Source organism: Lacisediminihabitans profunda (genome assembly GCF_008040105.1).
Lineage (GTDB): Bacteria > Actinomycetota > Actinomycetes > Actinomycetales > Microbacteriaceae > Lacisediminihabitans > Lacisediminihabitans profunda.
Genome location: NZ_VRMG01000007.1, coordinates 1 through 19,967 on the forward strand (window position 1 = coordinate 1; position 19,967 = coordinate 19,967).

The window sequence follows — 19,967 nt, forward strand, 5'->3', positions numbered from 1 at the left end:
CACAACCGTGCCCCCGTCACACGACGGGGGCACGGTTGCCTTAAGCGGGCTGCGGCTGAACTACAGGTTCGCGAGCACCTCGCGCATGAGGGTGGCGGTCTCGCTCGGCGTCTTGCCGACCTTGACCCCGGCGGCCTCGAGGGCCTCCTTCTTGCCCTGTGCGGTGCCGGCACCGGATGACACGATCGCGCCGGCATGGCCCATCGTCTTGCCTTCCGGTGCGGTGAATCCGGCGACATAGCCCACGACGGGCTTGGTGACGTGTGCCTTGATGTAGTCGGCTGCACGCTCCTCGGCGTCCCCGCCGATCTCGCCGATCATCACGATCGCCTTGGTCTCGGGGTCCGCCTCGAACGCCGCGAGGGCGTCGATGTGGGTGGTGCCGATGATGGGGTCGCCGCCGATACCGATCGCGGTCGAGAAGCCCAGATCGCGCAGCTCGTACATCATCTGGTAGGTGAGGGTGCCCGACTTCGACACGAGGCCGATCGGCCCCTTGCCCGTGATCGTGGCCGGCGTGATGCCGACGAGGGACTCACCGGGGGTGATGATGCCCGGGCAGTTCGGCCCGATGATGCGGGTGGTGCCGCCCTTGGCCTTGGCCGTGGCCCAGAACTCGGCCGAGTCCTGAATGGGGATGCCCTCGGTGATCACGACGACCAGCGGGATCTCGGCCTCGATGGCCTCGAGCACGGCATCCTTCGCGAACGCCGGCGGCACGAAGACGATCGACACGTCGGCGCCGGTCTTCTCGATCGCCTCGGCGACGGTCCCGAAGACGGGCAGCTCGACAGACCCTCCGTCGCTGCCGGCGTGGGTGACGGTGGTGCCGGCCTTGCGGGCGTTGACGCCTCCGACGACCTGCGTGCCGGCCTTGAGCATGAGGGCGGTGTGCTTGGTGCCCTCACCCCCGGTGATGCCCTGCACGATGACCTTGGAATCCTTGTTCAGAAAGATAGACATTGTTCCGCGCCCTTACTTCGAAGCCAACTCGGCGGCCTTGTCGGCGCCTTCGTCCATGGTGTCTGCGAGCGAGACGAGTGGGTGGTTGTAGTCCGCCAGGATCTGGCGACCCTCCTGCACCTTGTTGCCGTCGAGGCGCACCACGAGCGGCTTGCTCGCCGTCGACCCGAGGGTCTTGAGCGCGCCTACGATGCCGTTCGCCACCGCGTCGCAGGAGGTGATTCCGCCGAAGACGTTCACGAATACACTCTTGACCTGCGCGTCGCCGAGGATCACGTCGAGGCCGTTCGCCATCACCTCGGCGGATGCCCCGCCACCGATGTCGAGGAAGTTGGCCGGCTTTGCGCCGCCCCACTTCTCACCCGCGTAGCTCACCACGTCGAGTGTGGACATGACCAGCCCGGCTCCGTTGCCGATCACGCCGACCTCGCCGTCGAGCTTGACGTAGTTGAGGCCGAGCCGCTTGGCCTTCGCCTCGAGCGGGTCTTCGGCGCCGGAGTCGACGAGCGCCTCGTGGTTCGGGTGGCGGAAGTCGGCGTTCTCGTCGAGCGAGACCTTGCCGTCGAGGGCCACGATGTCGCCGTCCTCGGTGAGCACGAGCGGGTTGACCTCGACGAGGGTGGCATCCTCGCCCTTGTAGACCTCGTAGAGCTTCACGAAGACGGGGGCGACCTTGTCCACGATCTCGGCCGGGAACTTCGCGGCGATCGCGATCTCGGTGGCCTTCGCGAGGTCGATGCCGGCGAGCGGGTCCACCTCGATGCGGGCGAGGGCCTCCGGGCGCTCCACGGCCAGCTCCTCGATCTCCATGCCGCCCTCGAAGCTCGAGAGGGAGAGGTACGAGCGGTTCGCCCGGTCGAGCAGCACCGAGAAGTAGTACTCCTCCTTGATGCGAGCGCCGGCGGCCACCATCACGCGCTTGACGATGTGGCCCTTGATGTCGAGTCCGAAGATGGTCTCGGAGGCCTTTGCAGCGTCATCCGGATTGTGCGCCACCTTCACGCCGCCCGCCTTGCCGCGCCCGCCTGCCTTCACCTGCGCCTTCACCACGACGGTGCCGCCGAGCTTCTCTGCCGCCGCTCGGACCTCGTCCGGGGTGTCGGCGATGATGCCGGCTAGAACAGGCACTCCGTACGCCTCAAAAAGGTCTCTTGCCTGATACTCGAAAAGATCCACGCTGCTTGTCCAATCCGCAGGTCGTTTGTCTGATGGGCCACTGAGCTGTTGCCGCACCGGTGTTCGCATGCGACGTCGCTCTGGGCACTGTCTCGACGCCGAGATAGTTCGACGTCAAGACACTTGGGCCACCAAGAACTCTACTCTTGGCTCACCTGTCGGCTCACCGTGAGGCCGGCCGGGGGCGTGAAACTTCTCCCGTTCTTACGTCACTCACGGCGCCGCGCCCCACAATGGTTCCATGCCACTCATCGATCTCGGCGGCGAAGGCGTGCTGCTTGCCGGCGGCGGCAGGGCCATCCTGCTGCAGCTCGCCGACCCCGCGATCGGGCACGCGGTGGCCGAACACAGCAGCTTCGCGACCGACCCGCTTCGACGACTGCGCAACACGCTCACCTACGTCTATGCGCTCGTGTTCGGAACGCCGGCGCAGATCGCGAAGGTCACGGCGATGGTGCACCGGGCCCACGAGCCGGTGCGTTCCGCCGGCTACGACGCCGCGGACACCCGCCTGCAGCTCTGGGTGGCCGCCACGCTCTACGACACCGCGACGGTGCTGCACTCACGCATCTTCGGGCCCCTGACCGACGCGGATGCCGACGAGGTCTACCGCGAATACGCGGTGGTCGGTACCGCCCTGGGCATGCCGCCCGAACTGTGGCCGCCCGACCGAGCGGCCTTCCGGAGCTACTGGGAGCACCGTCTCACCGAGCTCCGCGTCGACGACGCGGCCCGGGGCGTCTGCCGCCAGCTGCTGCATCCGAAGACCGGTCCACTCTGGCTTCGCGCGGTGATGCCCGCGGCCGGGCTGGTGACGGCCGGCCTGCTGCCGGCGGAGCTCCGCGCCGCCTACGGGCTGCCGTGGAGTGCCCGGCGCGCCCGGCGCTTCGACCGTTTTTTGCGGGTGACGGCGTTCGTCTACCCGCGGCTCCCCCGCGGCCTCCGGCACTGGCCGAAGAACCACTATCTCCGCGTGCTCGGCTGACCCCGCCTCCCGTGCGCCCTCCAGTCTCCCCTTCCGCGGTTTCCCCTTCCGCCACAGTTACTCCTTCCGAAATCCATGCAATTCGTGCCGACGCGCCGCTCAGGTGCGCCGCCGCGCGGCGTGTTGCCAAGAAAGCATGGATTTCGGAAGGAGAGGGGGAGGAAGGGAGGGAGCGGGAGGGCGTCCCATTGCATCCCCTCGTTTACTCGAGCATAGCTCAGTACGCCCGGCGACGGGGGTCTTCGGCATACTTGCGCGTATGGCCACACCGGTGAGTGCGAACGACCTTCTGCGCATGCGGCTCACGAGTCAGCTGATCGGCGGCTCGTCGCTCGCCCCCGCCGCGGTCGTGACGCACATGCTCGCCACCCAGGCCCAGGACTTCGCCCAGGCGCTCTGGGCCATCGGGGTGCGGTCGCCCGGCTCGACGCGGTCCTCGGTGCTCGGCTCGCTGCGGTCCGGGGATGTCGTCCGATCCTGGCCATTCCGCGGAACCCTGATGTTCGTGCCGGCCGAAGATCTCGGCTGGATGCTCGGAATCTCCGCCCACCGCGCGCTGAGCGCGGCGGCGGCCCGACACCGCACGCTCGAGCTCGACGACGCCGCCCTGTCCGAGGCGCGCGATCTCACCGTGGCGGCGCTGGAGGGAGGCCGGATGCTCGGACGGGATGACTACTTCGCCCTGCTCGAGAGTCACGGCATCCGCACCACCGGCCAGCGCGGCGTGCACATCATCTGGGTTCTCGCCCAGACCGGAGTCGTGTGCTGGGGGCCGCCCCTCGGCACCCAGCAGGGGCTCGTGCTCGTCGACGAGTGGGTGGGTTCATCCCGTGTGCTCGGCCGCGACGAGGCCCTGCGCGAGCTGGTCGTTCGCTACTTCGCCGGGCACGGGCCCGCGACGTTGAAAGACCTGGCCTGGTGGGCGAAGGGCACCGTCGCCGATCTGACCCTGGGTATCGCGCTCGCGGGCGATGCGCTCGAGCAGCTCAGCCACGAGGGCACCGCCTATTGGAGGCTCGCGGGCGCTCCGGACCCATCGGGCTGGCCCGCCCTCACGATGTTGCCGGGCTTCGACGAATACCTGCTCGGCTACCAGGCGCGCGACCTTCCCCTCGCGGTAGAACACAGCCAAAAGATCGTGCCGGGCAACAACGGAGTCTTCCTCCCGACGATCGTCGTCAACGGTCGGGTGGTCGGAACCTGGAAGCGCGCGTTCCGCGGTGCGTCCATCACGGTGACGCCGGAGCCGTTCGCCGAACTCTCCGCGGCGAACACCGCCGCCCTGGAGCGCGCGACGAAGCGCTACACATCGTTCTTCGCGGGCTAGAGCTTCTCGATCGGGCTGATCTTGATGAGCAGCCGCTTGCGGCCCGCCGACTCGAACTGAACCTCGGCGACGCTCTTCGGGCCGACACCGGTCACGGCGGTCACCCGTCCGTCGCCGAAGTCCACGTGCCGGATGCGGTCGCCGGCGGCGAGGCTGAGGTCGCCGTTGTCGCGCACCGTGTTCGTGACCTTGTTGGCCCACTCGGTCTTGGGCTGGGCGGCGCGGGCCGCTCGCGCCAGGGCGGTGGCGCCGGGCCCGACCGAGCCCGCGTAGCCGGCGCCGAGCGACGGCCCCGACGATTCGACGCCGAATCCGCCGCGGCGCGCGTTGAGTGCGCGCGCTTGGGTTCCCCCGCGCGAGTTCGCCATGCCGGGCGACTGGCGCCACTCGATGAGCTCCGGCGGGATCTCCTGCAGGTAGCGCGAGGGCATCGCGACCGAGACGTCGCCGAACTGCGCGCGCGTCATCGCGAGCGAGAGGTAGAGCTTGCGGCGTGCTCGCGTGATGCCGACGTAGAACAGCCGGCGCTCCTCGGCCGGTCCGCCGGGTTCGTTCGCGGACATCCGGTGCGGCAGCAGGTCCTCCTCGATGCCGGTGAGGAACACGGCCTCGTACTCGAGCCCCTTCGCGGTGTGCAGCGTCATGAGCGAGACGGTTCCGCTCGAGTCGTCCAGGTCATCCGCCGCGGCCACGAGCGAGGTCTCGGTGAGGAAGTCGAGGAGGGTGCCCTCCGGGTTGTTCTTGTTGAACTCCTTGGTCACCGCCACGAGCTCTTCCACGTTCTCGGCGCGCGCCTCGTCCTGCGGGTCGCGGGAGGCCCGCAGCGCCTCCACGAACCCGGTCTTCGTGAGCAGCGCCGTGAGGATGTCCGCGACGGGGGCCGTGTCTGCGGTGAGCGCGACCTCGTCGAGGGTCGCCCCCAGCCGAAGGATCGCGCCGGTGATCTTCGGACCGAAGCCCATCTCGTCCGCGTGCCGCAGGGCCTCCCGGAGGGTCACGCCGTGATGGTCCGCGTAGCTCTGCAGCGCCGCCTCGGTCACCCCGCCGATGCCGCGCTTGGGGGTGTTGAGAATCCGGCGCAGGGCCATGGGATCCGCCGGGTTGGCCACCGCGATGAGGTAGCCGAAGGCGTCCTTGATCTCGGCCCGCTCGTAGAACTTGGTGCCGCCGAGCACGCGGTAGGGCAGCGCCGAACGGATGAAGATCTCCTCCAGCGCTCGGGTCTGCGCGTTGGTGCGGTAGAACACGGCCATGTCGCGGTACTCGAGGCCCTGGGCGTGCAGCTCGGTGATCTCGTCCGCGATGAACTGCGCCTCGTCGTGCTGGCTGTACCCGGTGAACCCGACGATCTTGTCGCCCTCGCCGATGGTCGTGAACAGCTTCTTGTCCTTGCGGTCGAAGTTGTTGGAGATCACCGCGTTCGCCGCGCTCAGGATGTTCTGCGTGGACCGGTAGTTCTGTTCGAGCAGCACGACCTTGGAGTTGGGGAAGTCGCGCTCGAACTCCACGATGTTGCGGATGTCCGCCCCCCGGAACGCGTAGATGGACTGGTCGGAGTCGCCGACCACGGTGAGGGATGCCGGCTCGAGGTGCTTCGTCGGGTTGCTGAGCAGGGACCCGTCGAAGCCGGTCGCGCCGCCGAGCAGGTCGGTGCGCGGGGGCTGGGTGAGCTCCCGGATGAGCGAGTACTGCGCGTGGTTGGTGTCCTGGTACTCGTCGACGAGGATGTGCCTGAAGCGTCGCTGGTAGAGGGCGGCGACCTGCGGGAAGGCCCGGAAGAGGTAGACCGTCTGACCGATGAGGTCGTCGAAGTCGAACGCGTTGGCGCTGGAGAGGCTGCGCGTGTACTCGCGGAAGATGTCGAGGAACACCCGCTCCTGCGGGTCGTTGAAGTTGGCGCCCCTGGCGTAGGACTCCACGTCGCTCAACTCGTTCTTGAGCTTGGAGATCTTGCCGGCCACTCCGCTCACCGTGAAGCCGAAGGTGTCGGCGTCCAGGTCCTTGATGATCCGCTTGATGAGGGCCCGCGAGTCGGCGGAGTCGTAGATGGTGAAGTTCTTGCCGAAGCCGAAGTGCTCGGCCTCGCGGCGCAGGATGCGCACGCACGCGGAATGGAAGGTGGAGATCCACATGCCCTGCGCGGCCTGCCCGAGCAGCGCCTCGACGCGTTCCCGCATCTCCGCGGCCGCCTTGTTGGTGAAGGTGATGGCCAGGATCTGCGACGGCCAGGCGTCCCGCGTCTCGATCAGGCTCGCGACTCGGCGAGTGAGCACGCTCGTCTTGCCCGAGCCCGCCCCGGCCACGATGAGCAGCGCCTGCCCGCGGTATTCGACAGCCTCGCGCTGCTGCGGGTTGAGCCCCGCGAGAAGCGGAGACTCGGTGGGCTCAGCCGGATCCAGAATGAAGGTCATGTCGCACCAATTCTAGGCGGCGCCCCCGACAGCCACCTCGACGTCGCGGCTACCCGAGCGCGGCACGCACCTCGATCGCGAGGTCCGGCTGGTCGGCGAACACCCCGTCCACTCCCGTGTTGTAGATCACCCCGAACTCGCGCCGCCAGTCGCCGAACTCGTCGGCGGCATCGCCCAGGCGCAGCGGCTTCGCCAGAAACTTGTTCTCCGCGCGCAGCGTCCAGCAGAACACCGTGAGGCCGGCGTCGTGGGCGCGGGCCACGAGGTCGGTCACACCCTCGGCGGATGTCGGTGCCCCCTTCGGCAGGATCAGCCGCTTGTGCACGCTGATGCCGTCGACCTCCGCGGCGAGGTCGGCGAGCCCGCCGCGAGTGAGATAGGCGGAGTACGGCGAGGCCTTCCTGCCTTTCGCGGCCACCTCGTCGGCCGGGGCGCCCTTCGCGTCGATCAGGTAGACGAGCGTCGCGGTGACCCCGCGTGCCCGAACCGCCAGCAGTGCGCTCTTCTCGAAGCTCTCCACGGTGAGGCGGTCGTCATCCGTCCAGCCGGCGGCGCTCAGCTCGCTCGCCAGCAGCACGTCGAGCGGTAGGCCGATCGACGCGAAGTAGGCGGCGTGCTTCACCTCCACGACGAGACCGACCCGGCGGGGCGCGCCGTCGACCAGTTCGAGCAGGTCGGAGAGTCTCAGGATGCCCTGCTCCCCCGCCGCCTCGTCGTTGTGCGGACGCACCTTCGGCAGCCGCTCGCGCGCCTTCAGCGTCGCCAGCTCGGCCCAGGTGAAGTCCTCGGTGAACCAGCCGGTGAGACTGGAGCCGTCGATCGTGCGCGTGGTCCGCCGGTCGGCGAACTCGGGCCGGCTCGCCACATCCGTGGTTCCGGAGATCTCGTTCTCGTGCCTGATCACCAGCACGCCGTCCCTCGACGCGACCAGGTCGGGTTCGAGCGCATCGGCGCCCTGCTCGATCGCGAGCTCGTACGCCGCGCGAGTGTGTTCCGGCCGATAACCGCTGGCGCCCCGGTGGGCGATTACGAGGGGGAGAGAGTTCACGCTGCCACGGTACGGGACGCACAAAGACAGCAGTTGAACTGGGGGTAATCTCAACGACATGGGGAAATGCGCGAACTGCGGGGAGGCGCTGCGACCCGCATGGAAGTACTGCATCAAGTGCGGGATGCGCGTGGTGCAGCCCGAGCACGACATCCCCGGCGCCATCCGTCCGGAGCCCGGGCCGGCTCGGCGCAAGCGCCCGGATCCGATGCTCGCGTTCGGCGCGGTGATGGCCGTGGTGGGGGTCGCCCTCATCGTCTGGGTCGCCATCGTCGTGTTCACCCCCCGTGGCTGAGGGAGCCGTCGCCTGGCGGGAGCCCGCAAGGGCGCTGCCGTTGCGCTGGGGCGGCTACCGCGGGCGCTACGCCGCCGCCGTCGCTCTCCTCCTCGTCGGCGGACTCCTCGTGCAGGCAGCCTCCGTCTACGCCGGCTACCTCCTGGTCGGCGGTCTGGCCGCCCACATCGCCGGGTGGATCGTCCTGCCCGCCCGCGGTCCGCGCCGGGTCGCGATGACGCTGCCGAGCGCCCTCGCCGTCGGCTCCCTCCTCTTCGGGTCTGCGGGCAGCATCCTGCTCGTGATCCCGCTCGCCGGCTGGCTCTACCTTCGCCAGCGCCCGGCGATCGCCTACCTCGTCACCGTGTTGCCCGTGCTGGGCGGGCTGGTGCTCAGCCAGCTCTACCCGCAGTACGGTCACGGTGCCATCGTCGTCGCGGTCTCCACGGTCGTGCTCGTGGCCTCCGCCTGGCTCGGCCGGTCGATAGCCAAATCGAGGCCAATCTCCAGCCAGAGCAGAGTAAAGGTCCGCTAATCTTGAGGCATGGCCTCATCGAATCCGGCATTCAACAACTCCCCAGCGTTCTCCGATCGCCCGAACACGGCGGGGAAGTTTCCGATCACCCCCGCGCCGAGCGCCGAGGGGATGACGGCCGAGCAGCTCACCGAGCTGTACAGCCGGCCTTCCGCCACCCCGGTCGAGACCGACCGGATGACCTACGAAGACACGATGGTGAAGGTCGTCGTGAGCTTCGCCATCCTGCTCGTCGGCGCGGCCGTCGGCTGGATCTTCCCCGTGCTGGCCATCCCGGCCGCGATCGTGGGCTTCGTGCTCGCCCTCGTCAACATCTTCAAGAAGAAGCCGTCCCCCGCGCTCGTGCTGAGCTACGCGGCGGTCGAGGGCATCTTCGTCGGCGGCATCACGAGCTTCTTCGAGTCGCAGTTCCCGGGAATCGCCCTTCAGGCGGTCATCGGCACCTTCGTCGTCGTGGGGGTGACGCTCGCGCTCTTCGCGAGCGGCAAGATCCGCGCCTCCAAGCGGGCCACCAAGATCTTCCTCATCGCCATGGTCGGCTACCTGGTCTTCTCCGTCGTCAATGTGATCCTGATCGCGACCGGCGTGAACTCGGATGCCTTCGGCCTGCGCGGCAGCGTGCATGTGTTCGGCATCCCGCTCGGCGTGATCCTCGGTGTGCTCGTCATCATCATGGCGGCATACTCGCTCGTGCTCGACTTCGACAGCATCCAGAAGGGCGTGCAGCGCGGCGCCCCGCGAATCTACGGCTGGACCGGCGCCTTCGGCATCATGGTCACCGTGGTCTGGCTCTACCTCGAGATCCTGCGCCTGCTCGCCATCATGCGCCGCTAGCCAACGTCGAAAGAGGGGCCGTCCTTCTGGACGGCCCCTTTTCGCTGCCCGGGCATCCGCGTCGCCGGGCTCGCGAAGGCTTGCGCCGCGGCGCTCTCCTGTCCAGGGGTCTGACCCATCGAGCGGCCGACGACAGCGGAACCGGATCAGGCGACCTCGGCCGACATCCGCAGCTCCAGGTCTGGCTCGGTTCCGGCCTCCCGCGTCGTCGCCACGGCGGCGCGGGCCGCCGCCGGCACCAGCAGGGCGACGAGGGCCGCCGCGACCGCGAAGGCCGCGAGCACGATGAAGCCGTCCGTGTAGCCAGCCTCGAGCGGGAGACCGGTCGAGTCCAGGTTGCCGGTCACGATCGTCGAGAAGACCGCGGTGCCGATCGCGCCGCCGATGGTGCGCACGTTCACGTTCATTCCGCTGGCCGCCCCGGTCTGGTGAGCGGGGACCGCCTGCACGACGAGGCTGGACATCGCGGAATACGCGATCCCCAGCCCGAGTCCGAAGAGCCCGGACTCGACGGCGATCTGCCACGGCGCCGAGTGCGCGAACACGATCGCCACGGACGAGACCGCGATCACCGCGGAGCCCATCGCCAGCTGCGCCCGGAAGCTCAGCACCGGTGCCATCGGGCCGCTCACGAAACCGGCGATCGCCATGGTGACCAGCATCGGCAGCAGCAGCAGGCCGCTCAGGGTCACGCTCGCGCCGAAACCGTAGCCGGTGCTCGCGGGAGTCTGGGTGAATTGGGGCAGGAAGGCATACACCGAGAACATGCTGGCTCCGAAGAGGAGGGCGACGAGGTTGACCGTCCAGACGGCGGGCAGCCGCATCATCCGCATGTCGATCACGGGGTTGCCGGAGCGGTACTCGACAACGATCCAGGCCGCGAGCAGGATGGCCGCGACGGCGAACAGGCCGATCACCAGCGGCGAGCCCCAGCCCCACACGTGCGCCTCGCTGAGCGGCAGCAGCAGGGCGACGAGCCAGCCGGCGAGAAGGGCGGCGCCGGCCCAGTTGATGCGACCACCGGCACGGGCCGGCGACTCCGGCACGAGGCGGAAGGCGAGCACGCCGACGAGGGTGGTGACGATCATCGGAATCCAGAACAGCCAGCGCCAGCCCAGCGCGCCTACGATGGGTCCGGCGAGCACGACGCCCAGCCCTCCCCCGACGGCGATGATCGCGGAGAGGGCGCCGACCGCGGAGGCGACACGGGCACGGGGGAACTCGTCCCGGATGATGCCGAAGGCGAGCGGGAAGACCGCGCCGCCGAGCCCCTGCAGAACCCGGGCGGCGATGAGCACCCCGATGGCGGGCGCGAGCGCCGCGACGAGGTTGCCCACCGCGATCGCGGCGAGGGCGATCAGCAGGGTGCGGCGCTTGCCGGCCATGTCGCCGATTCGTCCGAGCAGCGGGGTGGCGATGGCGGCGGAGAGCAGCCAGCCGGTGAGCACCCAGGTGACGGTCGACTGGGTGGTTGCGAGGTCGCGCTGGATGGTGGGCAGCACGGGGTTGATGAGGGACTGCAGGAGGGTGAAGGACGCGGCAGCCAGGGCGAGCACCGTGAAGGTGGCCCCGGGTGAGGTGCGGGTGGACATGGTTTCCTTTCGAGAGCGGCTCGCGCTCGTGACTGGCCCGATGGCAAGTGCTAAAGTGGAGGGGTACCTCCCATTATATGGAGGCACCCCTCCGTTTAGCAACCCAAGGATGACGATGACCGACGCCCCCCTCGTGTCCGCGGCAGTCGCGCGACCGCTGAGGGCCGACGCGCGGCGCAACTTCGAGGCGGTGCTGGCGGCCGCGCGGGACGCGTTCGCCACGAACGGGCCGGATGCCTCGCTCGAGGACATCGCACGCCGTGCCGGCGTCGGCATCGCCACCCTGTACCGCAACTTCCCCACCCGCGCCAGCCTGATCGAGGCCGTCTACTTCGACGAGGTGGATGCCCTCTGCCGGGCGGCCGGGCAGTTCGGCGAACTTCCCCCCTGGGAGGCACTCATCGCGTGGCTTCGGCGGTTCGTCGACTATGCCACGACCAAACGAGCGCTGCTGGATGGGCTCAACCGGGATTCGGACATGTTCCGAAATGCGAAGTACGCCATGTTCGAGGCGGGGAAGCCCCTTCTCGCGCGGGCTCAGGCCTCCGGAGACGCGCGAGCGGATGTCGAGATCTCCGACGTGCTCTTCCTGATCTCCGGCCTGCTCTCCGTCTCCTACGCGAACGACGAACAGCGCGAGCGAGTGCTCGGACTGGCCCTGGACGGCATCCGCCCCCCGCGGCCGTAGCTTCTGCAGCCGCGCGTCAGGACTCCGCAGAAACCGCCTCGCGGCTCGCAGACACAGCCTCGCGGCGGGGAAACCGCGTCGCGGCGGGAGTTACGACTCCCGCCGCCATGCAATTTCCCCGCCGCGGGCGGTGATTTCTCCCGCCGCGACGTCGGATCGCGAGCCGCGAGGCGTCAGCCGTCAGCCGCCCTGGCGAGTCAGAGCCTCAGAGCCTCCGCCGCCCACGCACAACTCCCGCTGCGACGGCACAACTCCCGCCGCGACGCGGCCGCCTACGACCCGCAGCCGCCGGCGCTCGCCGAGCCGAAGTGAGCGGCGGCAGCGCCCAGAACTACTCCCACTCGATCGTCCCCGGCGGCTTCGACGTCACGTCGAGCACGACCCGGTTGACGCCGGCCACCTCGTTGGTGATGCGATTGGAGATGCGGGCGAGCACGTCGTAGGGCAGCCGGGTCCAGTCGGCGGTCATCGCATCCTCGGATGACACGGGGCGCAGCACGATCGGGTGCCCGTAGGTGCGTCCGTCACCCTGCACGCCGACGGAGCGCACGTCGGCGAGAAGCACCACCGGGCACTGCCAGATCTCCTGATCGAGGCCGGCGGCGGTGAGTTCGGCCCGCACGATCGCGTCCGCCTTGCGCAGCAGCTCGAGCCGGTCGCGGGTCACCTCGCCGACGATGCGGATGCCGAGTCCGGGACCGGGGAACGGCTGGCGACCCACGATCACCTCGGGAAGCCCGAGCTCGCGTCCGATTGCACGCACCTCGTCCTTGAAGAGGGCGCGCAGCGGCTCCACGAGCTTGAACTGCAGGTCTTCCGGCAGGCCGCCCACGTTGTGGTGGCTCTTGATGTTGGCGGTTCCCGTGCCTCCGCCGGACTCCACGACATCCGGATACAGGGTGCCCTGCACGAGGAAGTCGATGGAGGCGCCGTCGCCCTGCGCCTCGAGGACGAGCGCCTCGGCGGCCGCCTCGAACGAGCGGATGAACTCACGCCCGATGATCTTGCGCTTGGTCTCCGGGTCGGTCACGCCGGCAAGGGCATCGAGGAACTGGTCGACGGCGTCGACGGTGACAAGCCGCACGCCCGTGGAGGCCACGTAGTCCTCCTCCACCTGGCGGCGCTCATCCTGGCGCAGGAGGCCATGGTCCACGAAGATGCAGACGAGTTGGTCGCCCACCGCCTTATGCACGATCGCCGCGGCGACGGCCGAGTCGACCCCGCCGGAGAGCCCGCAGATGACGCGGGACGAGCCGACCTGGGCGCGGATGCGCTCCACCTGTTCGGCGATGACGCTGCCGCTGTTCCAGTCGGCCGGGATGCCGGCCGCGTTGTGCAGGAAGTTCTCGAGCACCCGCTGGCCGAACTCGGAATGCTTCACCTCGGGGTGCCACTGCACGCCGTAGAGCCGGCGTTCGTCGCTCGCGAAGGCGGCGACCGGGGTGGAGGCGCTCGAGGCCAGCACGGTGAAGCCTTCCGGCGCCTTGGAGACGGAGTCGCCGTGGCTCATCCACGTGGTCTGGTCGTGCGGCTGGCCTGCGAGCAGCGTGCTGTCGCCGTCCGCGAGCGTGACGGCGGTGGAACCGTACTCGCGCAGGCCCGTGTTGGCGACCTCGCCGCCGAGCTGCTGGGCCATCACCTGGAATCCGTAGCAGATGCCGAGGACGGGCACGCCGAGCTTCAGGATGCCCGGGTCGAGGGTGGGCGAGCCGGCCTCGTAGACGCTCGACGGCCCACCGCTGAGCACGATTCCCGCGGGGTTGAGGGCGGCGACCTCGGCCGCGGTGATCGTGTGCGGCACGATCTCGGAGTAGACGTTCGCCTCGCGCACGCGACGCGCGATCAGCTGAGCGTATTGTGCGCCGAAGTCGACGACGAGGACGGGCTGCTGCGCGGTCTCGCGCGGCGTCGACTTAACGATTGGTGGCCTCCGGGGTGGTGACGGTGGTGGTCGCCGGCTGTTCCAGCTCGGCGAGTTCGTGGTGCACACGGCGCGTGATGAAGTGCTCGACGATGAAGGAGAGAAACGGCACGACGCCGCCCAGGGCGATCTGGATGAAGCGGCCGAACGGCCAGCGCATGAGGCTCCAGAGCCGGAAGTCGCAGAAGAGGTAGACGACGTAGAGCCAACCGTGGGCGATGAGGATGCCGGTGGAGAGATTGACGGCGCGCACGGTGCCGTCCGGCACGAGCGCAATCACCCCGTTCGGGCCGCCGAGTTCGATCTCGCGGTGAATGGGCGAGTACTTGAACAGCATCTCGAGCACCAGCAGCAGAAGCAGGGTGCCCGTGACGTAGGCGGAGATGCGGTAGAACTTGAGCGCTCCCCGGATGGCGGGAACGTCGGAGGCCTTGGGGCGAAGGGGCATTGCCCTAGTTTACTTCGCTCGCTTCCTCCTGCTCGCGCTCCCAGGCATCCTTCACGAGGCGGTACCAGAGGAACAGGGCGAAGCCGGCGAAGACGACCCATTCGACCGCGTAGAACACGTTGAGCAGGTTGACCTCCACCTCGGAGGAGGGCTCGGGGGAGTCGATCGCGGTGAGGCCGTCGGCGGGGGCGGCCGAGGTCAGGTAGCCGCCGTAGACGCCGGCCGGATCGGCGTGCTTCCACAGGTTGATCATCGCTCCCGGTGAGATGGTGGTGAGCTTGCCGCGCTCGAAGTCGGAGTCCTGGGGACTCTCGCTGGGAATGTAGCGTCCGGTGACGGTCACCGTCGCCAAGGTCTGGCTGGCATCGATCGCCGACAGGGCCGCCTGCGCGGCCTTCAGGCTGGCCGACCAGCCGACGGCCGCGACGAGCCCGACCGTGCCGTTGGTGCCCGGCGCCTGGTTGACCGAGAAGTGCCCGACCACCCAGTAGCCGGCGACGCCCTTGTTGAGGCGGTCGCTCACGATCACGTAGTCGCCGGGCATCCACGCGCCGGTCGCGGTCACCAACTGCGCCGTCGCCCGGTCGGTGACCGGCGATTGCGGTTTCGCCACCGAGGTGAGCGGAACGATCGTCTCGGTGTCGCGCTGGATGACCGTGCCGGTGGCGACGCTCCGCGCCAACTGCCACTGACCGAGCGCGGCGAACCCGGCTGCCAGGGCGAGAGCAAAGACGAGCGCCGCGATCCAGCGCGGGCGACGGGCTACCGACCACATGTCTTCAATACTCCGGGTCTCGTGTGCGACCGGAGGTCTCATCCGATTGCTGCATCGCCTGCTCGATCAGTCGTTCGGCCGCCGTCGACGCCGCCTCCGGCTCGCCGTATTCGAGCCCCTCGGTCGCGGCCTCGACCAGCGCGATGTTCTCCTCGGCCATGATCGGCCGCGCCTGCGGCTTGGGCTTCTTCTTGGTGCGCAGGATGACCGCGCCGATCTTCTGCGAATTGGCCGCCAGGATCGGGCCCGCGATCGACATGATCAGCACGTAGAGCCCGGCGAACGGCACGATCCTCTTGTCGAGTCCCGCACTGATCGAGAGGGTGGCGAGGATGAGGGCGAACTCGCCCCGGTTCTGCAGGATCACCGTCGCGTTGATTCCCGCCTGCGGCCCGAGCTTGTTCAGCCAGGCCACGAACTGGCCGGCGATGACGTTCAGGAGGAAGGTCATGAGCACCGCGCCGAGCACCGGCATGAGAACTGTCGAGAATTCGGAGGCGTTGAGCGACAACCCGAAGTTGAGGAAGAAGAATGCCCCGAAGACATCCCGCATCGGCAACGACAGGTGTTCGATCTTGGACCGGTACTTCGTCGCGCCGAGAACGAGCCCGATGAGGAAGGCGCCGATCGCATCCGTCACTCCGAGCAGTTCGCCGATCCCGCCGAACGCGACGGCGAGCCCGAAGAACAGGATGGTGAACAGCTCGTCGTCCTTGGTGCGAAACAGCCGCGACACCCACTTGCCGCCCCAGCGGGCGATGGTGAACATCACGACGAGGAAGAGGAACGAGACCGCGAGCTTTCCGATCACCGGCCAGATGGCCGTCTCGTTGCTCAGCACGACGCCGACGATCGCCAGGTAGATCGCGATGAAGATGTCCTCGACGACGGTGACACCGAGGATCATCGGTGTCTCCTTGTTGGCGAGACGGTTGAGCTCGATGAGGAGCTTCGTGACGATGGCGCTCGACGACGTTGCGGTGATCCCGGCGATGATGAGCGCCTCGCGGGTGCCCCAGCCCACCCAGAAGCCGAAGGCGAGGCCCACGGCCATGTTCACCAGGATGTACGAACCACCCGAGACGATGAGCCTGCCGGCGTTGCTGAAGAACTCGTCCTGGTCGAACTCGAGGCCGAGGTTGAAGAGCAGGAGGATGAGACCGAAGATGGCGATGAGCTCGATGCGACCGGAGTCGAAATTGAGCGGGAACCAGCCCGTGTGCGGGCTCGCGAGCAGGCCGACGAGCATGTAGACGGGGATGGCGGGCAGCCCGATGAGCTTGCCCAGCCGACCGAAGACGTAGGCGATGAGGAGGAGTGCCCCGAGAATCGCGAGCTCTTCACCCAGATGCACGCTAGCCTCCGGGCGGAGCGTCTACAGGCGCCTTTGCCCCCAGTGACAGCTCGCCCGTGCGATAGAAATTGAAGGCCTTCGTGACCTTTTCCGGTGATCCGGCCACCACGAGGGTGTCACCCGGGAAGACCTTGAAGTCGTCCGCCGGGGCCGGGTTCGCCGAGTCGCCCCGCACGACGGCGACCACCGTGAGGCCGACGACACCGTGGGAGGCGAGGTTTCCGAGCTGCTGCCCGGCGATGTGGTCGTCGTAGTCGACGGTGAACCAGTCGATGGAGAGTCCCGGAATCTGGTCGAGCTTGTCGAGCCCCTCGGTGATCCGGGTGCCCCCGAGCAGTTCGGCGAGGGTGTGCGCCTCGTCTTCACTCAGGCGCAGGGAGACCTTGTTGGCGTCGGATCCGTCTTCCTCGTCGGCGAAGGTGATCAGGTCGCTGTGCCCGGACCGGTGCGTGATGACGCCGGCCTTGCCTCCGTCGGCGGTGACGAAGGTGTGCAACACCCCCACACCGGGAAGCTTGACCCGTCGAACGTCGACCATTGCTGACTCCTCACAGGTTTCGCATTCGTTGATGCGGCAACCAGTCTATCCGGGCCCGCCTGAGCGACCTCCGGCGTTCGCCGCGCGCGCACCCGTCGTGCGGATGGCGCCCGAATTCCTACTTGGCCGAGACGATGTCCGGGGCCTCCAGGCGAACACGATCCGCAGACTCGTCGTCGGGTTCGAGCTGGCTGGCACGCTCCGCCGCGACTCGCTTGAGGTAGTTGTTCACCTCACGGTCGACCCGCTCCTGGTCCCAACCGAGAACACCGCCCATGAGCGCGGCGGCCACCGGGGCCGCAGACACTCCGCGATCCCAGGCCTCGATCGAGATGCGGGTACGGCGGGCGAGCACGTCCTCCAGGTGAAGGGCACCCTCGTGGGTCGCCGCGTAGATCACCTCGGCCTCGATGTAGTCGTCGGCACCCGGCAGCGGGGTGTTGAGCGACGGGTCCTCGCGGATCAGGTCGAGCAGTTCATCGGTCATGACCCCGTAGCGGTTGAGCAGGTGCTCGATGCGCACCTTGTGCACGCCGAACGCCCGGGCGATCTTCGCGCGCTTGTTCCAGGCCGCCTGGTAGCCCTCGGCGCCGAGCAGCGCGATGTCCTGCGTCACGCTCTTCGGAACGTTGGCGTCGAGCGCCGCGGCGGCGGCATCGATCGCGTCCTTGGCCATGATGCGGTAGGTGGTCCACTTGCCGCCGGCGACCACCACGAGGCCCGGCACGCTGTGCGCCACGATGTGCTCGCGGGAGAGCTTCGAGGTCTGCTCCGACTCGCCGGCGAGCAGCGGGCGGAGGCCGGCGTAGACGCCCTCGACGTCGTCGCGGGTGAGTTTCACCGCGAGCACCGAGTTGACGTGCTCGAGGATGTACTCGATGTCCGCGGCAGTCGCCGCCGGGTGCGCCTTGTCCAGGTGCCAGTCGGTGTCCGTCGTGCCGATCAGCCAGTGCCGACCCCACGGGATCACGAAGAGCACGCTCTTCTCGGTGCGCAGCAGCAGGCCCATGGTCGACTGGAAGCGGTCCCGCGGAACGACCAGGTGCACGCCCTTCGAGGCCCGCACCTTGAACTGGCCGCGCTCGCCCACCATCGACTGGGTGTCATCCGTCCACACGCCGGTGGCGTTCACGACCTGCTTCGCCCGGATGTCGAACCGCTCGCCGGTCTCCAGGTCGTGGGCCCGGGCGCCGACCACGCGCTCCCCCACCTTGATGAAGCCTTCGATGCGCACCCGGCTGGCCACATGGGCGCCATAGAACGACGCTGTGCGCGCAAGCGATGCGGTGTACCTCGCGTCATCGACCTGGGCGTCGTAGTAGGTGATGCCCCCGACGAGCGCGTCGTTGGCGAGGCTCGGGATGGAGCGCATCACCTGCGACTTGGTGAGGTGCCGGTGGTGCGGAACACCGGGCGGGCGACCGCCCGTGTAGCTGAAGATGTCGTAGAGCAACATGCCGGCGCCGACATAGAAGCGCTCGAACACCCGCTGCCGCAGCGGGTAGAGGAAACGCACCGGCTTCACCAGGTGCGGGGCGAGGCGCTGCAGCAGGAGGCCGCGTTCGATGAGGGCCTCGCGCACCAGCCGGAAGTCGAGCTGCTCCAGATAGCGGATGCCGCCGTGCACGAGCTTGGACGACCGGCTCGAGGTGCCGCTGGCCCAGTCCCTCGCCTCCACCATTCCCACGCTCAGTCCCCGGGTGACGGCGTCGAGCGCGCTGCCGGTTCCCACGATGCCGCCGCCGACCACAAGGATGTCGAGTTCTTTCTCCTTGAGCGCGGTTATCGCGTCCGCGCGCTCCTCTGGACCCAGTTTCGATGAGCGAGTTACCGTCTTTTGCCTGGCCATCACTGCCTCCCTAGGGTTACTTGTGGTACGGCGCGACCACCACTTCGACCCGCTGGAATTCCTTGAGGTCGGAGTATCCGGTTGTCGCCATGGATCGGCGCAGGGCACCGACGAGATTCACTGTGCCATCGGCAACTGAGGATGGCCCGTAAAGAATTTCCTCGAGCGGAGCGGTCGAGCCGACCTTCACGCGGTTGCCCCGTGGCAGCTCGTTGTGGTGCGCCTCCTGGCCCCAGTGCCAGCCGCCGCCCGGTGCCTCGGTGGCCCGCGCGAGGGTCGAGCCGAGCATCACGGCATCCGCTCCCACCGAGAATGCCTTGGCGATGTCGCCGCTCGTGCCCAGCCCGCCGTCGGCGATCACGTGCACGTAGCGTCCACCGGACTCGTCCATGTAGTCGCGACGGGCGCCGGCGACATCCGCGACGGCTGTCGCCATCGGCGCGTGAATGCCGAGGCTCGCGCGCGTCGTGGATGCTGCTCCGCCGCCGAAGCCGACGAGCACGCCGGCCGCGCCGGTGCGCATGAGGTGGAGGGCCGGGGTGTACCCGGCCGCGCCGCCCACGATCACGGGCACGTCGAGCTCGTAGATGAACTTCTTGAGGTTGAGCGGCTCCTGGTTCTTGGAGACGTGCTCGGCGCTCACGGTCGTGCCGCGGATCACGAACAGGTCGACGCCCGCCTCCACCACGGTCTTGTACAGTTCCTGGGTGCGCTGGGGCGAGAGCGCGGCCGCCACGGTGACTCCGGCCGCGCGGATCTCAGCGAGGCGGGTCTTCACCAGTTCCGGCTTGATCGGCTCGGAGTAGATCGCCTGCATGCGGGCGGTCGCTGCACCATCCGTAAGCGCACGGATCTCGGCGAGCAGCGGCTCGGGGTCGTCGTAGCGAGTCCAGAGGCCCTCGAGGTCGAGAACGCCGAGTCCGCCGAGCTGGCCCATGAGGATCGCGGTCGCCGGAGAGACCACCGAGTCCATGGGCGCCGCGATGAACGGGATCGTGAACTGGTACGCGTCGATGCCCCAGTTGACGGACACGTCCTGGGGGTCACGCGTGCGCCGACTCGGCATGATGGCAATGTCATCAAAGGCATATACCCGGCGAGCGCGCTTGGCGCGGCCAATCTCTACGTCACTCACCCGTTCAGCCTACCGGTCGGTGCAGGGGCGCGCTCCAGCGGGGGTCGGGGGGCGTGCGCCGGGCTAACGGCTCGCGGAGGGAGACCCGCGCCCGCACTGGTGCTCGTGCAGGCC

18 protein-coding genes are annotated in these 19,967 nt (G+C 68.5%); 6 read left to right on the forward strand and 12 right to left on the reverse strand.

The annotated features are described in order from the left end of the window. Nucleotides 1-60 precede the first annotated feature (60 nt). Both sucD and sucC read right to left on the reverse strand, forming a co-directional pair. The gene (gene sucD, locus FVP33_RS09400; RefSeq protein WP_147783412.1) at nt 61-963 is read right to left on the reverse strand and encodes a succinate--CoA ligase subunit alpha; all 903 of its coding nucleotides are present in this window, start codon (nt 961-963) and stop codon (nt 61-63) included. Between the two features lie 12 nt (nt 964-975). Beyond that, nucleotides 976-2,139, reverse strand: coding sequence for an ADP-forming succinate--CoA ligase subunit beta (gene sucC / locus FVP33_RS09405; protein WP_147783413.1), 1,164 nt, complete (start codon nt 2,137-2,139; stop codon nt 976-978). A 241-nt stretch (nt 2,140-2,380) separates the two neighbouring features. Here sucC and FVP33_RS09410 point away from each other — a divergent pair, with 241 nt between their 5' ends. Both FVP33_RS09410 and FVP33_RS09415 read left to right on the forward strand, forming a co-directional pair. After that, nucleotides 2,381-3,124: an oxygenase MpaB family protein gene (locus FVP33_RS09410; RefSeq protein WP_147783414.1), complete on the forward strand. Its 744-nt coding sequence runs from the start codon at nt 2,381-2,383 to the stop codon at nt 3,122-3,124. Between the two features lie 259 nt (nt 3,125-3,383). After that, nucleotides 3,384-4,451 carry a winged helix DNA-binding domain-containing protein gene (locus FVP33_RS09415; protein WP_147783415.1) on the forward strand — a complete coding sequence of 356 codons (1,068 nt, stop codon included), beginning with the start codon at nt 3,384-3,386 and terminating at the stop codon, nt 4,449-4,451. On the opposite strand, the gene FVP33_RS09420 is transcribed toward FVP33_RS09415, so the two are convergent. Continuing rightward, complete coding sequence (locus tag FVP33_RS09420) at nt 4,448-6,862, reverse strand: ATP-dependent helicase (protein ID WP_147783416.1); 2,415 nt, start codon at nt 6,860-6,862, stop codon at nt 4,448-4,450. The two genes, FVP33_RS09415 and FVP33_RS09420, sit on opposite strands and share 4 nt — an antisense overlap. A 49-nt stretch (nt 6,863-6,911) precedes the next feature. Continuing rightward, nucleotides 6,912-7,910: a glycerophosphodiester phosphodiesterase family protein gene (locus FVP33_RS09425; protein ID WP_246142277.1), complete on the reverse strand. Its 999-nt coding sequence runs from the start codon at nt 7,908-7,910 to the stop codon at nt 6,912-6,914. A gap of 58 nt (nt 7,911-7,968) precedes the next feature. Between FVP33_RS09425 and FVP33_RS09430 the strand changes: the two genes are divergently transcribed. Genes FVP33_RS09430 through FVP33_RS09440 form a run of 3 tightly spaced genes read left to right on the forward strand, consistent with a single transcriptional unit; the run spans nt 7,969 to nt 9,553 of the window. Further along, nucleotides 7,969-8,205 (forward strand): zinc ribbon domain-containing protein, encoded by a 237-nt coding sequence (locus FVP33_RS09430; RefSeq protein WP_147783418.1) that lies wholly within the window; start codon nt 7,969-7,971, stop codon nt 8,203-8,205. Continuing rightward, a complete protein-coding gene (locus FVP33_RS09435; RefSeq protein ID WP_147783419.1) occupies nt 8,198-8,719 on the forward strand; it encodes a hypothetical protein in 522 nt (173 codons plus the stop codon). Before FVP33_RS09430 ends, FVP33_RS09435 begins: the two co-directional genes overlap by 8 nt. A gap of 9 nt (nt 8,720-8,728) precedes the next feature. After that, a complete protein-coding gene (locus FVP33_RS09440) occupies nt 8,729-9,553 on the forward strand; it encodes a Bax inhibitor-1/YccA family protein (protein ID WP_147783420.1) in 825 nt (274 codons plus the stop codon). A gap of 146 nt (nt 9,554-9,699) precedes the next feature. On the opposite strand, the gene FVP33_RS09445 is transcribed toward FVP33_RS09440, so the two are convergent. Then, on the reverse strand, nt 9,700-11,145 hold the full coding sequence (locus tag FVP33_RS09445; RefSeq protein ID WP_147783421.1) for an MFS transporter: 1,446 nt from the start codon (nt 11,143-11,145) through the stop codon (nt 9,700-9,702). A gap of 115 nt (nt 11,146-11,260) precedes the next feature. Between FVP33_RS09445 and FVP33_RS09450 the strand changes: the two genes are divergently transcribed. Further along, entirely contained in the window at nt 11,261-11,833 is a 573-nt protein-coding gene (locus FVP33_RS09450) for a TetR/AcrR family transcriptional regulator (RefSeq protein ID WP_147783422.1), read from the forward strand. A gap of 331 nt (nt 11,834-12,164) precedes the next feature. On the opposite strand, the gene guaA is transcribed toward FVP33_RS09450, so the two are convergent. The 7 genes from guaA to FVP33_RS09485 form a co-directional block, all read right to left on the reverse strand. Further along, entirely contained in the window at nt 12,165-13,754 is a 1,590-nt protein-coding gene (guaA, locus tag FVP33_RS09455) for a glutamine-hydrolyzing GMP synthase (protein ID WP_147783668.1), read from the reverse strand. Continuing rightward, nucleotides 13,747-14,202: a DUF3817 domain-containing protein gene (locus FVP33_RS09460; RefSeq protein WP_147783423.1), complete on the reverse strand. Its 456-nt coding sequence runs from the start codon at nt 14,200-14,202 to the stop codon at nt 13,747-13,749. Before FVP33_RS09460 ends, guaA begins: the two co-directional genes overlap by 8 nt. 4 nt (nt 14,203-14,206) lie before the next feature. Continuing rightward, nucleotides 14,207-14,977: an SURF1 family cytochrome oxidase biogenesis protein gene (locus FVP33_RS09465; RefSeq protein WP_147783424.1), complete on the reverse strand. Its 771-nt coding sequence runs from the start codon at nt 14,975-14,977 to the stop codon at nt 14,207-14,209. Between the two features lie 4 nt (nt 14,978-14,981). After that, on the reverse strand, nt 14,982-16,331 hold the full coding sequence (locus FVP33_RS09470) for a cation:proton antiporter (protein WP_147783425.1): 1,350 nt from the start codon (nt 16,329-16,331) through the stop codon (nt 14,982-14,984). Nucleotide 16,332: 1 nt separating this feature from the next. Beyond that, nucleotides 16,333-16,869, reverse strand: a complete 537-nt coding sequence (locus FVP33_RS09475; protein ID WP_147783426.1) for a cation:proton antiporter regulatory subunit — start codon at nt 16,867-16,869, stop codon at nt 16,333-16,335. A gap of 118 nt (nt 16,870-16,987) precedes the next feature. Next, nucleotides 16,988-18,718, reverse strand: a complete 1,731-nt coding sequence (locus FVP33_RS09480) for a glycerol-3-phosphate dehydrogenase/oxidase (RefSeq protein ID WP_147783427.1) — start codon at nt 18,716-18,718, stop codon at nt 16,988-16,990. 16 nt (nt 18,719-18,734) lie between these two features. Then, nucleotides 18,735-19,853, reverse strand: coding sequence for a GuaB3 family IMP dehydrogenase-related protein (locus FVP33_RS09485; protein ID WP_147783428.1), 1,119 nt, complete (start codon nt 19,851-19,853; stop codon nt 18,735-18,737). Nucleotides 19,854-19,967: the final 114 nt, after the last annotated feature.

Bases quoted from the DNA above. Each gene is read 5' to 3' on its own strand.
- FVP33_RS09450 (WP_147783422.1), top strand. From the start codon at position 11,261: ATGACCGACGCCCCCCTCGTGTCCGCGGCAGTCGCGCGACCGCTGAGG.
- FVP33_RS09420 (WP_147783416.1), bottom strand. From the start codon at position 6,862: ATGACCTTCATTCTGGATCCGGCTGAGCCCACCGAGTCTCCGCTTCTC.
- sucD (WP_147783412.1), bottom strand. From the start codon at position 963: ATGTCTATCTTTCTGAACAAGGATTCCAAGGTCATCGTGCAGGGCATC.
- FVP33_RS09410 (WP_147783414.1), top strand. From the start codon at position 2,381: ATGCCACTCATCGATCTCGGCGGCGAAGGCGTGCTGCTTGCCGGCGGC.
- FVP33_RS09430 (WP_147783418.1), top strand. From the start codon at position 7,969: ATGGGGAAATGCGCGAACTGCGGGGAGGCGCTGCGACCCGCATGGAAG.
- FVP33_RS09475 (WP_147783426.1), bottom strand. From the start codon at position 16,869: ATGGTCGACGTTCGACGGGTCAAGCTTCCCGGTGTGGGGGTGTTGCAC.
- FVP33_RS09480 (WP_147783427.1), bottom strand. From the start codon at position 18,718: ATGGCCAGGCAAAAGACGGTAACTCGCTCATCGAAACTGGGTCCAGAG.
- FVP33_RS09415 (WP_147783415.1), top strand. From the start codon at position 3,384: ATGGCCACACCGGTGAGTGCGAACGACCTTCTGCGCATGCGGCTCACG.
- FVP33_RS09465 (WP_147783424.1), bottom strand. From the start codon at position 14,977: ATGTGGTCGGTAGCCCGTCGCCCGCGCTGGATCGCGGCGCTCGTCTTT.
- FVP33_RS09440 (WP_147783420.1), top strand. From the start codon at position 8,729: ATGGCCTCATCGAATCCGGCATTCAACAACTCCCCAGCGTTCTCCGAT.
- FVP33_RS09445 (WP_147783421.1), bottom strand. From the start codon at position 11,145: ATGTCCACCCGCACCTCACCCGGGGCCACCTTCACGGTGCTCGCCCTG.
- FVP33_RS09460 (WP_147783423.1), bottom strand. From the start codon at position 14,202: ATGCCCCTTCGCCCCAAGGCCTCCGACGTTCCCGCCATCCGGGGAGCG.